The organism is Mucilaginibacter corticis, assembly GCF_007558865.1.
GTDB lineage: Bacteria > Bacteroidota > Bacteroidia > Sphingobacteriales > Sphingobacteriaceae > Mucilaginibacter > Mucilaginibacter corticis.
In genome coordinates this window covers 1,210,340-1,225,719 of sequence record NZ_VLPK01000001.1, presented here as the reverse complement: position 1 = coordinate 1,225,719, position 15,380 = coordinate 1,210,340, and the positions used below count along the sequence as shown (strand labels likewise).

Annotated in this window: 16 protein-coding genes; 10 read left to right on the top strand and 6 right to left on the bottom strand. The window is 42.1% G+C overall.

Annotated features, from left to right (window positions below):
- The first annotated feature begins 238 nt into the window (after positions 1–238).
- The 5 genes from FO440_RS05320 (at position 239) to FO440_RS05300 (ending at position 3,754) form a co-directional block, all read left to right on the top strand.
- Positions 239–490 carry a hypothetical protein gene (locus FO440_RS05320; protein WP_144247179.1) on the top strand — a complete coding sequence of 84 codons (252 nt, stop codon included), beginning with the start codon at positions 239–241 and terminating at the stop codon, positions 488–490.
- Positions 463–756 (top strand): type II toxin-antitoxin system RelE/ParE family toxin, encoded by a 294-nt coding sequence (locus FO440_RS05315; protein ID WP_144247178.1) that lies wholly within the window; start codon positions 463–465, stop codon positions 754–756. Before FO440_RS05320 ends, FO440_RS05315 begins: the two co-directional genes overlap by 28 nt.
- 129 nt (positions 757–885) lie before the next feature.
- Positions 886–2,631, top strand: a complete 1,746-nt coding sequence (gene aspS / locus FO440_RS05310) for an aspartate--tRNA ligase (protein ID WP_144247177.1) — start codon at positions 886–888, stop codon at positions 2,629–2,631.
- 145 nt (positions 2,632–2,776) lie between these two features.
- On the top strand, positions 2,777–3,247 hold the full coding sequence (locus FO440_RS05305; RefSeq protein WP_144247176.1) for an FKBP-type peptidyl-prolyl cis-trans isomerase: 471 nt from the start codon (positions 2,777–2,779) through the stop codon (positions 3,245–3,247).
- Between the two features lie 33 nt (positions 3,248–3,280).
- The gene (locus FO440_RS05300; RefSeq protein ID WP_186292570.1) at positions 3,281–3,754 is read left to right on the top strand and encodes an FKBP-type peptidyl-prolyl cis-trans isomerase; all 474 of its coding nucleotides are present in this window, start codon (positions 3,281–3,283) and stop codon (positions 3,752–3,754) included.
- A gap of 5 nt (positions 3,755–3,759) precedes the next feature.
- Here the strand turns inward: FO440_RS05300 and FO440_RS05295 are convergent, their stop codons facing one another.
- On the bottom strand, positions 3,760–5,292 hold the full coding sequence (locus FO440_RS05295) for a serine hydrolase (protein ID WP_144247174.1): 1,533 nt from the start codon (positions 5,290–5,292) through the stop codon (positions 3,760–3,762).
- 110 nt (positions 5,293–5,402) lie between these two features.
- Positions 5,403–5,864, bottom strand: coding sequence for a DUF4920 domain-containing protein (locus FO440_RS05290; RefSeq protein WP_144247173.1), 462 nt, complete (start codon positions 5,862–5,864; stop codon positions 5,403–5,405).
- A gap of 316 nt (positions 5,865–6,180) precedes the next feature.
- Between FO440_RS05290 and FO440_RS05285 the strand changes: the two genes are divergently transcribed.
- Positions 6,181–7,566 (top strand): hypothetical protein, encoded by a 1,386-nt coding sequence (locus FO440_RS05285; RefSeq protein ID WP_144247172.1) that lies wholly within the window; start codon positions 6,181–6,183, stop codon positions 7,564–7,566.
- A gap of 64 nt (positions 7,567–7,630) precedes the next feature.
- On the opposite strand, the gene radA is transcribed toward FO440_RS05285, so the two are convergent.
- Complete coding sequence (gene radA / locus FO440_RS05280) at positions 7,631–9,091, bottom strand: DNA repair protein RadA (RefSeq protein ID WP_144247171.1); 1,461 nt, start codon at positions 9,089–9,091, stop codon at positions 7,631–7,633.
- A gap of 203 nt (positions 9,092–9,294) precedes the next feature.
- Here radA and FO440_RS05275 point away from each other — a divergent pair, with 203 nt between their 5' ends.
- Both FO440_RS05275 and FO440_RS24300 read left to right on the top strand, forming a co-directional pair.
- Positions 9,295–10,077: a DUF6438 domain-containing protein gene (locus FO440_RS05275; protein WP_144247170.1), complete on the top strand. Its 783-nt coding sequence runs from the start codon at positions 9,295–9,297 to the stop codon at positions 10,075–10,077.
- 9 nt (positions 10,078–10,086) lie between these two features.
- Positions 10,087–10,248, top strand: a complete 162-nt coding sequence (locus FO440_RS24300; protein WP_186292569.1) for a hypothetical protein — start codon at positions 10,087–10,089, stop codon at positions 10,246–10,248.
- Positions 10,249–10,666: 418 nt separating this feature from the next.
- On the opposite strand, the gene FO440_RS05270 is transcribed toward FO440_RS24300, so the two are convergent.
- The 3 genes from FO440_RS05270 to FO440_RS05260 form a co-directional block, all read right to left on the bottom strand.
- Entirely contained in the window at positions 10,667–12,220 is a 1,554-nt protein-coding gene (locus FO440_RS05270; RefSeq protein ID WP_144247169.1) for an Rne/Rng family ribonuclease, read from the bottom strand.
- 245 nt (positions 12,221–12,465) lie between these two features.
- The gene (locus tag FO440_RS05265; protein ID WP_144247168.1) at positions 12,466–13,323 is read right to left on the bottom strand and encodes a tetratricopeptide repeat protein; all 858 of its coding nucleotides are present in this window, start codon (positions 13,321–13,323) and stop codon (positions 12,466–12,468) included.
- A 6-nt stretch (positions 13,324–13,329) separates the two neighbouring features.
- Positions 13,330–13,629, bottom strand: coding sequence for an HU family DNA-binding protein (locus tag FO440_RS05260; protein WP_144247167.1), 300 nt, complete (start codon positions 13,627–13,629; stop codon positions 13,330–13,332).
- Positions 13,630–13,806: 177 nt separating this feature from the next.
- Between FO440_RS05260 and mutY the strand changes: the two genes are divergently transcribed.
- Together mutY and FO440_RS05250 are read left to right on the top strand one after the other, a co-directional pair.
- Positions 13,807–14,850, top strand: coding sequence for an A/G-specific adenine glycosylase (gene mutY / locus FO440_RS05255; protein WP_144247166.1), 1,044 nt, complete (start codon positions 13,807–13,809; stop codon positions 14,848–14,850).
- A gap of 55 nt (positions 14,851–14,905) precedes the next feature.
- Complete coding sequence (locus tag FO440_RS05250) at positions 14,906–15,319, top strand: single-stranded DNA-binding protein (protein ID WP_144247165.1); 414 nt, start codon at positions 14,906–14,908, stop codon at positions 15,317–15,319.
- Positions 15,320–15,380 lie beyond the last annotated feature (61 nt).

Below are 15,380 nucleotides of genomic sequence, written 5' to 3'. Positions count from 1 at the left end.
CTAAAGGGGGGGAATAAACGACATTTAACCATTTACTCCCCCTTCAGGGGGTCGGGGGGCTGGGTTTGATCTCAGCCTGTCTTTCAGTTTGGTAAAATATGCTGCAGCGATATTTTGCTATCCCAAAACAAGGCACCCCTTGAGAATTATGGGGCAAAGGTATTTATTATTTTGGATATCGGGTGTTTGTTTTCGGATTTGACCGATTAGTTTGTAAATTTGGGTAAAGCACACGGTTATGACAGTAGTTGAATTAAAGGAAAAATTAATCGCGCAAATCAACAGCATTGATGACGAAATGTTGTTAGATAGTATCGCGCGTAATTTAGAATTTGAATTAGAGATTAATAACGAACCTTACATATTGAGCCAGGGAGAGATTGATGCTGTTAACGAAGGGCTGGAGCAGTTTAAAAACGGACAATGGATTACTAATGAAGAATCAAACAGGCGTGTCGACGAATGGTTAAAGAAGTACGATGGTCAGTAAAGGCCGACCAAGATAGGCTTGATATCTTCGACTACTGGCTTAACAGGAATAAATCCGCATCTTACAGTATAAAGCTTGCTAAATTATTTTCAGAAAGGACAGAACATATTGCTCTGTATCCTGATCTTGGAATTCCAACCAATGATCCTACCATTAAAATAAAAATAGCTAAGCCCTATCTTATTTATTACCAGATTGCCGAAGATCATATAAAAATCTTAACTATTTGGGATAGTCGTCGTAATCCTCAAAAACTCAAATTATAACGTATAATCAAAAACGTAGTCTCATCTGAATATTGACTATATCATATCCTACCTAATGAAATTCGAAATCGAAAATCCGAATTTCGAAATCAAAACACTACTTTTGCAAACTTTATAAAATACGTTACCATGTTAAGAACACATACTTGCGGCGAACTAAATATCAATAATTTAGGCCAAACAGTAACTTTATGCGGATGGGTACAAAAATCGCGCGACCTGGGCGGCACAACTTTTATTGACGTGCGCGACCGTTACGGATTAACCCAACTGGTATTGAACACAGAATCTGACGCTACCCTGCGCGAACTTAGCCGTACGCTGGGCCGTGAGTTTGTTATTAAAGTGAATGGTAAAGTAATTGAACGTACCAATAAAAACGCTAAAATACCAACCGGCGAGATCGAAATTGCTGTTAGTGATATAGAGATATTGAACGCGGCTAAAATCCCGCCGTTTTTGATCGAGGATGAAACTGACGGCGGTGAAGAATTAAGGGCAAAATACCGTTACCTTGACCTGCGCCGTAACCCTATCCGTAACAACCTGGTGTTGCGCCATAAAATGGCGCAGGAGATCCGCAAGTACCTGGATATGCTGAACTTTATCGAGGTTGAAACCCCGGTATTGATCAAATCAACACCTGAGGGCGCGCGTGATTTTGTTGTACCAAGCCGCATGAACCCGGGCGAATTTTACGCTTTGCCGCAATCGCCGCAAACCTTTAAGCAGTTGTTGATGGTAAGCGGTTTCGACCGTTATTTCCAGATCGTTAAATGCTTTAGGGATGAAGACCTGCGTGCCGACCGCCAGCCGGAATTTACGCAGATAGATTGCGAGATGGCCTTCATCACCCAGGAAGATATCCTGAATATTTTTGAAGGCCTTACCCGCCACTTGTTTAAAGCGGTTAAAGGTATTGAGTTTAATGATTTCCCGCGGATGCAGTATGCCGACGCGATGCGTTTATATGGTTCAGATAAACCGGATATCCGTTTCGGGATGCAATTTGTTGAACTGAATGATATAGTAAAAGGCAAAGGCCTGGGCATATTTGACAATGCCGAACTGGTGGTTGGTATCAACGCTAAAGGTTGCGCCGATTATACCCGTAAACAAATAGATGAGCTGACCGAATGGTTAAAACGCCCGCAAATTGGCGCTACAGGCATGATCTATTGCCGTTATAATACTGATGGTACTTTAAAATCGTCGGTAGATAAATTTTACAGCGAGGATGACCTGACCAACTGGGCAGCAGCATTTGAAGCAGAGCCAGGTGATTTGATCCTGGTTTTGGCCGGCAACGCTGATAAAGCACGCAAGCAGCTTAATGAACTTCGTCTTGAAATGGGTTCGCGCTTAGGTTTACGCGATAAAAATACTTATGCGCCGCTTTGGGTATTAGATTTTCCACTATTGGAGTGGGACGAAGATACAGAGCGCTATCATGCCATGCACCATCCTTTCACTTCTCCAAAACCTGAAGACATTGAACTGTTGGATACCAATCCGGGTGACGTTAGGGCAAATGCCTATGACCTGGTTATTAATGGGACTGAAATTGGCGGTGGTTCTATCCGGATCCATGACCGTGCCTTGCAGGCATTAATGTTTAAGCACTTAGGGTTCAGTACAGAAGAGGCACAAAAACAGTTTGGATTTTTGATGGACGCGTTCGAGTATGGTGCGCCGCCGCATGGTGGTATAGCCTTCGGGTTTGACAGGTTATGCTCTATTTTCGCAGGGCTTGATTCAATTCGCGACGTAATAGCATTCCCTAAAAACAATTCAGGCCGTGATGTGATGATCGATTCGCCGTCAACCATAGCCGACGCGCAGTTAAACGAATTGAAAATTAAAACAGCGCTTTAGTTTTAACGGGTATAATAGTTTTTACGCTTTGCCGTTATGGCTACAATAACGGCGAATAATATTTTGTAGTTTTGGCCAAATGCTAAAAAATGTTAAATTTTAAAGCCCTGTTATATTTTTAAGTATAGTTGCATAGAAAATCCGCATGAAAAAACACCTTATACTATTTAGCATTTTGCTTATCGGCTTAACTGCCTGCAAAAAGATCCAGTCAGACAGCATTATTCCAAAACAAGCGGCTGTTGATGAGCAAAAAATACAGGACTACATAAAAGCAAATAACATTTCCGCGCAGCGTGATCCATCGGGAATTTATTACCAAATTATTTTGCCGGGGAATGATACAAGTAAGGTAACATTAGAATCAACAGTACAACTTACCTATACGTATAAATATCTTAACGGAGTTGTTATCGGCACTGTTGATGGCGCTTTGGGCAGATTAAACACATTTATACCGGGACTGCAAAAAGGTATACCAAAAATTGGCGATAAGGGCCGTATATTATTAATTATACCATCAGGCTATGCTTATGGTACAGCTACACAAAATGGCATACCTGGCAACTCTGTATTAGTTTACACGGTTGATTTGAACGGCATTGCCGCCCAATAAGCGATATTTAATATTTAAATGAAAGTTATACAAATGAAAAAATATTTTTTACTTATCTGCCTTGTTACTGTAGCTTTCTCTTCATGCAGAAAAGTTGTTCAAAGCCCTTTTAGCGACACACAACAGGCAATTGCCGACGATAATGCTATCCAGGATTATTTTCTTTCAAACGGTATAACAAATGCTACAAAAGATCCGTCAGGGGTTTATTATATAATCACTAACCCTGGTACAGGTCCGCACCCCACAATTAACTCAAATGTAACGGTTGGATATTCTATCTATCTTTTTGATACCTCTTTTGTTGAGTCGCAAAGCAGCCGGTATTTTGCACCTTTAAGCAGTTATATAAAAGGCTGGCAGGTAGGTATACCCCTTATAGGCACAGGAGGTTCAATTACCTTATATGTGCCATCAGGATTGGCTTTTGGTACTTCCGGAACTACCAATATAGAGGCAAACACCCCATTGATATTCAATATCACCCTGCAGGGCTTTAATAATTAAAGGCGTTAATTTATTTTCTTAAAATCATAAGGGTCGGCTTCAACAAAGTCGGCCACTTTTATTTTTACGCCTGTTATCCGCCCGTTCTGAAAGGTGAATGGAATAACAGATCTCCCATATATCGGATCAGAAAAAGTGGCGAAGAAACGGTTTCCACCCAAGGGCTGTAGTTTAGCGAACATTTTTGGATGATGTTCAAATCGTGCCTCCAAATCATTGTTTGTGCCGTTTGTAATAGTCATATCGCCATATAACTCATTATGATATTTGCCGGTATAGTTAGCCACAGGTTGAGCGGGCATTAAATTTAACGCTACCGAATCGCGCAGCTTTTTCAATACTTTTTGCTGTGCACCGGCATTGTTTTTATAAGCGGTTAAATAGGCCTGGCTGTAATTATGAAAAGGCAGTTTAAAATAAGCATCCATTATCTCCCAGCGCAATGCTTCAAAAAACGAATTTTCGTCGGTATTGGTCAATATAATAATGCCCAGGTTATCCTGCGGTACAAGTGTGACTGACGATACATAGCCGCTTACACCGCCGTCATGCATTACGATGCGGTGGCCGCCATAATCCTGCAGGAACCAGCCCAATCCATAAAGCTCAAAATTATTTTCGCCGTTTAAATGATGTACCGGGCCAACAATATCCTGTGCTTGCCTGGTTGCCATAATGGCTGCCTCGGGTATAACCTGCCTGGCTCCAACCTTACCATTATTTAATAAGGCAAGCACCCATTTACTCATATCATTTACTGACGATGATATGCTCATTGCCGGCGCCATATTATCTAATTGCCCGTAGGGGATAGCGCTCAGCCGTTCATCTATCAGCGTATGCGGAACGGTACGGTTTAATGACTTTGGCATTTCTGTAGTAAGTGCCAGCGTATTGTACATACCAAGCGGAGAGAAGATATTATCTCTCAAATAAGCCTCCCAGGGCTTACCGGATACTTTAGCAACGATCTCGCCTGCGGTTAAAAAAGCTGAATTGGTATAACCCCATTTAGTCCTGAAAGGGTAAGTAGCTTTCATCTGGGCCAGCCTTTCCATTACTTGTACCCGTGATAAATCACTGTTATAAAAAGTAAAATCACCCTGAAAAGTTTTAAAACCCAGCCTGTGACATAACAGATCGCGAACGGTAAGTAATTCTGTCGCTGGTTTGCTCTCCAGCTTAAACCATGGCAGGTACTTGGTCACATCATCATCTAATGATAGTTTTTTTTGCTCTTGCAGCATGGCAATAGCGGTAGCCGTGAACGCTTTGGTATTACTGCCTATCATAAACAGGGTATTCTCGTCAACCTTGTCTGGCAAGCCAAGTTCCTTAATGCCATACCCTCGCATCAACACTACCTTATTATCTTTTACAATGCAAACGGCCACGCCGGGGATGCGCCAGTTTGTTAGCGCCCGGTTTACATATACATCAATGCTGTCTTTTATAAATGAGGTCCTGTCAACGTTCTGCGCGTGGGTTATCGTTATAAATGCAACACAGCTCAGCAATAAAACAAGGGACTTTTTCATGGCGTATTAAATTATGGGTATACAGATAGTACTAATTCACTAATGTTTCTAAAGTACTAATTTAACGCAAAACAGGAAGCCTCATTATTTAATAATATGCCATAAAATGTTTACTCCACCATCAAGCCTGTTGCTTCAAACGTTAGGCCGTGCTTCGGGTTGGTCTTAACGGTATGTTGTTTTTTGCCCTTTACCGTATCGCCTGCAAAGTGTTGCAGATCGTCGGCTATAAATTGTTTTTCGGCTACGCCTTCAACCAAAACGGTTTTTCCTTTAAGGCCTACCGGTAAATTAATACCCATGTTTTTAAAATGTGCTGCTATAACCTTGCCCTTACCCCCGTCAATATCAAACCAACCGTCTTTTGATTTTGTTACACGAATAATCCGGCCCTTTATGATAGTGCTGATCCGTGTTTTTTTGTCCATGTAAGTTTCCAAATTTTCGGCCGCTATGGGTGCCGATCCACCGGGTTTTACACCATAAACTGTCCCGTGTGGTAAGGCTGCTTTTTGTTGGGCGATAACAGGCAAGCAGGCGCATAGAGCAATCATTAACAATAAGTTTTTCATAATATTTACTGTTTATGTAAACAACAGTAAGGCTTAGGCTTGGTTTTAAATAACATAAAGTGGCTGATAGGCACCTTAGGAAAAGCGCCGAATGTTAATATTTGTTAAAAATCGGCCCCTAATAACAGCTTTGTACTTAAATATCCATGAATGATTTATATTTAAAAAATTATTTAAAGCACGAAAAGGCATAAATAACAGTTTAGTTTTAAAGCCGTAATAAACAACTATCTTTGCATCCGCATAAAACAGGATCTTGACGGTGTATAAAAGGCCGGGACGGACTAAACGAAATTGAAATAACCCATTTACACACATGAAAAAATCGCTACAAGGCTCTTTTTTATTTATACTTTTTATAGCTGTTATTGTATCAGGATGTAATAAAAATAACAATAACCCATTGCCATTACCTATCCCGGCAATAAACCCGATAATAAGCTCGCTGACATCAACCTCGGTAATTGTAGGCGCGCGTACCGGCGGGTCTGTTTATGTTACGGCAAACGGGCTTTGTTACAGTTCTACAAATTCAGCCCCAACCACCAGCGATATATCAATTAGCGATACGGTAGGTGCACGCTGGCAAAATACAATAACCGGCTTAACACCTAATACTACTTATTATATAAGGGCATGGGTTACTAATCAAGCAGGTACCGGTTACAGCAGTACAATAACATTTAAGACGCTGGCTACCGACGCTGTACCGACGGGTACGGTTACCACTTTTGCAGGCAGCACAGCAGGCACCGGCGGCTATGCAGAAGGTGTAGGTACCGCTGCATTGTTTGACGGACCTCAAAATATTGCTTTTAATGCGGCTACAGGCTTGTTATACGTTAGCGATTCGTTTAATAACGCTATCCGCAACATAACTACCGACGGGCAAACAAGCACTCATATTAACAACGATTTAGGTTACATGGACGGAGATATATCTGTAGCCAAGTTTTACGGCCCCAGAGGAATTTCTTTTGACGCGCAGGGAAATACTTATGTGGCCGATCTGGGCAGCAACATTATCCGTAAAATTACCCCTGCAGGCGTTGTAAGCACCATTGCAGGTAACACTATAATAGGTTATTTAGATGGTGCGGCAGCTAAAGCCGAATTTTATAACCCTACTGCAACCGTTGAGGATGCAACCGGAAACGTATACGTTGCAGACAGAAGCAATAACCTGATCCGTAAAATAACCCCGGCAGGTGTGGTAAGCACATTTGTGGGTTATCGTGCTACAACCGGCTACTCGCAGGCAACAGTACCCGGTTATGTAGACGGAGATGCTACTACCGCTGCATTTAACTTCCCGGCAGCGTTAACCATAGACGCGGCGGGCAATTTATATGTAGCCGATTACAGAAATAATGCCATAAGGATGGTTACACCCGCAGGTAACGTAACTACTTATGCGGGTGGGTTAGTTTTCCCGGCTTTCCTGGGTAGCCCAAATGGTATTGTTATGGATGCACAGGGAAATATGTTTATATCTGACAATAACGGCCGGATCCTTGAAATTACAAAAAATAAGGTCTTATATGTACTTGCCGGCGCAAACGCGTCAGGCTATACCGATGGCGTAGGTGCTGCGGCACGTTTTAGCAACCCGCAATCATTAACGCTTGATGGGCAAGGCAATTTATACGTGGCCGATTTTAATAATAATGTTATCCGCAAGATCACTATAGCGAACCAATAGTACAAGAAAAGCTGTTCAAGGAAGGCCGGGTTATGATCTATAGTCCGGCCTTTTTTGTGTAGTATCAGCCAAAAAGCAGCTCAAACACTTCTTCAATATTGGCCACCATTTTTATATCGATGGTATAGCGCGACAGGTCAATGCGTTTTTTATCCTGCGCTGCCGATGGCATATTATATTTTGAGATATAGATCTGCTCGAAGCCCAGTTTTTGCGCTTCGGCAATGCGCTGTTCAACCCGGTTAACCGCCCTGATCTCGCCCGATAAGCCTATCTCGCCGGCAAAACAGGTTTTAAAAGGGATGGGGATATTTTGGTAAGATGATATAATAGCCGCGGCAAGGCCCAGGTCTATAGCCGGGTCTTCTACCTTAATACCACCGGTGATGTTCAGGAAAACATCCTGTGCGCCCAGTTTAAAACCGCAGCGTTTCTCTAACACGGCAAGCAGCATGCTCATGCGCTTGGCATCAAAGCCGTTTGCGTTACGCTGGGGCGTGCCATAGGCTGATGTGCTTACCAGCGCCTGGGTTTCTATCAGCATGGGCCTCATGCCCTCTAAAGTGGCCGATATGGTGATCCCGCTTAATGGCTCATCTCGTTGCGATAGCAGGATCTCTGACGGGTTGGATACCTCACGCAGGCCTTCGCCTAACATTTCATAGATCCCCAATTCAGATGCCGACCCAAACCTGTTCTTCACCGTGCGTAATATGCGGTAAACATGGTGCCTGTCGCCCTCAAATTGCAAAACGGTATCAACCATGTGTTCCAGGATCTTGGGCCCTGCAATGGCGCCGTCTTTGGTAATATGGCCTATCAGGAATACCGGCGTAGCACTCTCCTTGGCAAAGCGCAGCAGCTCGGCCGTACATTCACGTACCTGCGACACACTACCCGGCGTTGATTCAATATGCGACGAATGCAGCGTCTGGATCGAATCTACAACCACCAGATCGGGCTCCAGTTCTTCTATCTGTTTAAATATGTTTTGGGTGGATGTTTCTGTAAGGATATAGCAAGCTCCGCCCCCCCGACCCCCTAAAGGGGGAGAAATTACGCCACTTTGAACAAAAGCTCCCCCTTCAGGGGGCTGGGGGGTCAACCGTTCCGCCCGCATTTTGATCTGTTTCTCGCTTTCTTCGCCCGATACATAAAGTACTTTAATGTTGGGCATATTCAGCGCCAGTTGCAGCATCAGGGTTGATTTGCCGATGCCCGGCTCGCCGCCTATCAGTACCAGTGACCCTGCTACAATGCCACCGCCCAGTACACGGTTAAATTCTTTGTCGGGCGTAAGCAGTCGGTCCTCTTCGGTAAAAGTAATATCAGCCACCTCAACCGGTTTGTTGGCGCGTTGTTGTGTGGTGCTGCTTACTTTCCAGGTAGGGACAGATTTTGGGTCCTTTTCAATTACTTCTTCTACAAAGGTGTTCCATTGCTGACATGAGGGGCATTTACCCAGCCACTTGGCCGACTCGAAGCCGCAGCTTTGACAGAAATAAGCAATTTTGGTTTTAGCCATGGTGTTGATGATCTGCGGATGTGCAGATATGCAAATGTGCAGATTAAATTGAGATTGGCAAAGATATTTGCTAAATAATTTAGTAAAAGTGTGCGTGCCTGCTGTGAAATGATTGCACACTCGTTTACTAACTGTAACATGAACTATTTGGTTAATTATTGTTAAATCAGCATATAAATACAGCGAAATAACTAATTTTAGTTATGAGAAAAACCTTCCTTATCATCTTCGCCTTTTTGAGTTACGCCACCATATCATTTAGTCAAAATATCCAAATAGACTCATCCTTATGGATTTCTGAACATTTGGACGGGATTAGGTTCTACGAAAATCGGATGGCCACCGATTGGAATGGTTATTTACATACTTACAGCTATCAAATTAATAAAGACACTGTATTTATTGGCGATCCTATTTCGAAACAACATTCGGGCGCTAAGTTCCTGATATCAGATCAGGACAATAAATCTTTTATATTAAGCCCTGCTGATACTATAGCAAAATTAATGTCGCACAATAACTCTTATCATTTTACTAATATTAAGTTTTTGAGAGATACAGCTATAAGGTTTACGCGCATTCATCTTAATACCGGCGAGTGCTTTGGTACATGCCCTGTGCTTAGCATAGATATAAATAATAATGGCACATATTACTTGAAAGGGGGACAATATGCAGGTCGCTATCAAGGATATTTTAAAGGACGCCTTAATACAAAGCAATTAGACACGCTTAATGATTTGATACAGAACAGCCTGATTGAAAAAATGCAGGGGTGGAAACAAAAAGTAGATGTAAATGATACTCCTCCGTATAACTTAACATTGTATTACAATAACAAAAAGCTTATTGTACAAACCAATTGGCCTCCAATGGTTATAGAGAATCTATTAAAGTTTTTGACATCGTCCTATGAAAAAATAACCTTATTACCGGATAAAGAAAAGCATGAGTTCAACGAAGATGACGGGATGAAATATCATTAAACTTACAACATGAAAAAATTAACTTTAGAATGGATTCCCAATGCCTATACAGCAACTGAAAAGGTCACGCCTAAAAATAAAATAGCAGAACCAGTAAAAGGCGATCACCCCATTGTAAGATCAACAACCTTATATCAAAACAAAAGGACAGGCCGCAAGCTAGTTAGATAAGTTTACTGTTGCCGCTCCCGCCAATTTTTTGTATATTTGATCAGTTGCCTGCCTTGATATCAACTCTCCAATAATTAAATTTCTCTAATATCTTTTTTAAGCGTTCTTTGAGTGTATTTTCTGATATTTTATTGATAATCAACTAATTAACTAAAATTATTACTACCGGCATATTGTCTCATACCCGATAAATGGTGCTTTTTACTACCGGCATAAGAGCCGATGCCCGATAAACGCTATTTTTTACTACCGGCATACTGCCCGACACCCGATAAACGCTACTTTTACTACCAGTTATATTCGTTATGCCGGTGTGGATTGGGAGCGGTAAAACCGGGCCAAAAACAAAAAGAGCAGCCATCCTATAGATAACTGCTCTTCTTGAATCTGCACATTTACAAATCCGTATATCTGCACATTATAATTTTATCTCTTCATCCTTTGATGAGAAAAAGTGAAATTCTGTAAGTTGGTAGGCCGGGTTGCTTTTAACCTTTATCCATTGGCCATATTTAAAGAACCATTTTACCTGGCGTGTCATGATAAAGCCCTGGCGTATGTAAGCCTCAATGTAAGGGTGTACGCAAAGGGTAATGCCTTTTTCGTTTTGCTCGGTTAAAACGTAGTTAAAGTTGTTTTCAATATCGTCAAGCAGCAAAATGCTCGGGCGTATGGTACCTGTTCCGTGGCAGGCAGGGCAAACCTCGGTGGTAACAATGTTCATTTCGGGCCTTACACGCTGGCGGGTAATTTGTACCAGCCCAAATTTGCTTGGCGGTAAAATAGTGTGCTTCGCGCGGTCAAGCGCCATCTCGGCACGCAGGTAGTCAAACAGATCCTTACGGTTGGTTGGCTTGTGCATGTCAATAAAGTCGATCACCACAATACCACCCATATCGCGCAGGCGCAGCTGACGGGCAATTTCTTTTGCCGCTTCGCGGTTTACCTGGTACGCGTTCTCTTCCTGGTTCTCTTTATTGGCCGTACGGTTACCACTGTTTACGTCAATAACGTGCAGCGCCTCGGTATGCTCAATAACCAGGTATGCGCCGCCGGCTAAATTAACCGTTTTGCCAAAGGCGCCTTTTATTTGCTTATCAACACCAAAGTGCTCAAACAACGGTTCCTTGTGTTTGTGCAGCTTTACAATGTTTTCCAGGTCCGGAGAGATATCCCTTACATATTGCTTAACTTCCTCATACAAGGCGTTATCGTTAAGATAAATATTCTGGAAGTCGGGATTCAATATATCCCGCAGAATGGTAGACGTACGGCCTATCTCGCCTAAAACTTTCTTGGCCGGCTCTACAGATGGCAGGCGGGTCATGAAAGCTTCCCATTTCGAGATCAGGTCAAGCAGGTCTTTTTGCATTTCTGCAACACCTTTACCTTCTGATACGGTACGGATAATTACACCAAAGTTTTTGGGCTTTATACTCTCTACGATCTTGCGCAAGCGGTTACGCTCTGTGTTACTCTTTATCTTTTTAGATATAGATATAACCTCAGAGAAGGGTACTAATACTACGTACCTACCGGCAATAGACAGGTCTGAGCTTAAGCGGGGGCCTTTTGTAGATATAGGCTCCTTTGCTATCTGCACAGGGATAAGCTGGTTTTTGGTCAATATATCAGAGATCTTTCCTCCCTTGCTTATATCTTCCTCCAGCTTAAAATTATCTAACAGCTTAGATTGGTAACTTCCACCACGCACTTGCTTGGTCAGTTTAAGGAGCGTTTGCACCTGCGGACCAAGATCAAGATAATGCAAAAATGCATCCTTCTCATAACCTACATCAACAAACGCAGCATTTAACCCGGGCATTATTTTTTTAATACGGCCCAAGTATATATCACCAACAGTATAATTGTTGCTGATCTGCTCTTTGTGTAGTTCTACAAGTTGTTTATCCTGTAATAATGCAATGGTAGCCCCGTTGGGGGATGAATCGATAATTAATTCTTTTATCAACTGCTACTCCATTTCTTTAACAGTATCCCGATAAATAACGGAAACTGAATTTTTACTATAGGGGTAAAAAACAATACTGTACGCGCGCCATCACAGCGCAAAAAATCAGGAAAATAGGGTGCTAAAAAGCAACCCTTATTTCTTTTTGTGCCTGTTTTTTCTTAAACGCTTTTTGCGTTTGTGGGTAGCCATTTTGTGTCTTTTACGTTTTTTACCGCTCGGCATAATAATAATTTTTTAATGTGTTAATTTTTTAATTCCTTAATATATTGATCGATACGCTGACCAAATGCAGGGTCAGGCATCATTTCTTTGCATTTTTGATAAGCCGCAATTGCTTCAGGTTTCTGGCCTAACTGTTTATAGGTTTCGGCCAGGTAAAAATATGGCTCAAAGCCGGGGTTGTGCGCAATAACGGTTTTAAAACGCTGCACGGCCTTGTTAAACTGTCCTGATTTCATCGAGAACAAACCTAAGTTAAGGTTTGCGCTAATGTTATTAGGATCTTGTGCAACAACTTCGCGCAATAAAGCTATACCCTGCATAGGGCTTGCACCGCCGTTTACATAAGCAACACCTAAACCCGTTTTAGCCTCAAGGCTTTGGGGTTTAAGTTTTAAAGCATTTGTAAAGGCTTCTACGGCGCCGGTAATATATGCCGGGGTTAATGCTGTATCCTGCGTTATTTTTAAAGCGTCGTTAAAGCGGTTGCCCGAGTTTAACCATGCTGTATAGCTGTTGTCTTTGCGGGCAACAGCCTGGTAATAAAATGCTGCCGGCGCGGGCTGATTTACATCGTCCCAGCTGGCAGCTAATTTTTTGTCGATCGATAACTTTTCAGCATCGCCCGACGCGTTCTTTAATTGTCCTTCAAGATCAGTGATCTTAGCCGACAAGCCTGCACCTATGGCAGTTTTAGCCGGCTCAGACACCATCTCGACAGTTACGTTTGATGCCGCTTTGGCTGCCATCGCCTGTGGCGGGGCAGACTGGGCTTTATCGCGCGCAGCACCTGCTTTTATAAGGCCCTTAACAGGCAATGAATACAAATAGCCCATGATAGCCACAATGGCCACGCCTACAACTATTTGTTTTTTATTCATATTGTCTTATTTAGCTTTAGCTGTTTTGTTTCCTGTTTTTACTTTCTCAACAAATGTTTTAGCCGGTTTAAAGCTTGGTACAAAATGTTCAGGTATAATTATAGCAGTGTTTTTTGAGATATTACGTGCAGTTTTTTTGGCTCTCTTCTTCACAACAAAACTTCCGAATCCTCTCACGTAAACGTTCTCGCCGCCAACCATTGAATTTTTAATAACTTTAAAAAACGCCTCAACTGTTTCTTGTACATCAACCTTCTCAATTCCAGTCTTAGATGAGATTTCAGTTATAATTTCTGCTTTAGTCATATCTGATTTTCCTTTATTTAATTTGTAATTACTTAACTTATTTGGGGTTGCAAAAGTATTGCTTTATTACTAAAGAGCGAAATAATTGGCAGTTTTTTTTTATCGATGGTAAAAAGTACTACATAAGGGTTACAATCGTCATCAGGTTAAGCGCTTAATAAGCTATTTTTGTACTACATGATTTTTTCTGACGAGCTTGTAAAATGGTATAACCAAAACAAGCGTGACCTGCCCTGGCGACATACCACTGATGCCTACATGATTTGGCTATCTGAAGTGATTTTACAGCAAACCCGCGTAGAACAGGGCTTGCCTTACTTTTATCGCTTTGCCGAAAATTACCCAACGGTAAACCATTTTGCCGCTGCCGCCGAAAGCGAGATATTAAAATTATGGCAAGGCCTGGGCTATTATTCGCGCGGCCGCAACATGCTTAAAACTGCACAAATGGTGCGCGATGAATATGGCGGAAAGTTCCCTGAAAGATACGACGACCTGATCAAACTGAAAGGAATAGGCGAATATACGGCGGCGGCAATAGCGTCTTTTTCGAGAAATGAACCGAAGGCCGTGGTTGATGGCAATGTGTACCGGGTGCTTGCAAGATACCTCGGCATCAGCGAGCCTATTAATAGCACCGCAGGTAAAAAACTTTTCCAGGCTACGGCAAATGAATTTCTTAATAAGAAAAACCCGGCGCTGCACAACCAGGCCATGATGGAGTTTGGCGCCATGTTATGCAAGCCCAAAAATCCGGCATGCGGCATTTGCCCGGTGCGGACAGGCTGTTACGCTTTCACACATAATGCTACCACCAGCCTACCTGTAAAACTAAGTAAGCTTAAAATAAAGCAGCGCTATTTTAACTATTTCCTGTTTGTTGATGGCGATAAGATCCTGATGAACAAACGTGTAGAAAACGATATATGGGCCAATATGTATGATCTGCCATTGATCGAAACAAGCACACTATTATCGCCCGAAGAATTATTTGCCCTGCCTGAAACTAAGCAATACTTTGGCGACAAGCCTGAAACAGCAGCAATATCCGCAGTAAAAAAGCATGTTTTAACCCACCAGCATTTATATATCCGATTTATCAGCATAGCTAAACAACCTATAGCAATAAAGCCAAACTGGGTTTTCATAAAAGTAGAAAATTTAAAAAATCTCCCATTGTCTAAACCTATTTTTATATTTTTAGATAATTTTTTAAATTAGAAATAAATATTTACTTTTATACCGCACTATTTTTTATACCTGTGCAATTTAAACTATGTCTGGAATAAATAAAGTAATACTGGTTGGTCATTTAGGCAAGGACCCCGAAATTCGCCAGTTAGAGGGTGGTGTATCTGTTGCAAGCTTTCCCCTGGCTACTTCAGAGACCTTTAACAAAGACGGCAAAAAGGTGGAACAAACCGAGTGGCATAACATAGTATTATGGCGTAGCCTTGCAGATGTAGCAGCTAAGTTTTTACAAAAAGGCAAACTGGTTTACATTGAAGGCAAATTGCGCACCCGGTCATTCGAGGATAAGGAAGGCGTTAAAAAGTACACTACAGAAGTAGTGGCCGAAAACTTTACCATGCTGGGCCGCAAAACAGATTTTGAGCAAGAGGCTTTCCCTCGCCATGGAGCAAAAATGGCCGACGAGTTGGACGGCCATACGGATGATATTCCTTTTTAAACCTAATTATATTAAACGAAAAAAGCGACCTGCTATATGCGGGTCGCTTTTGTTTTATATG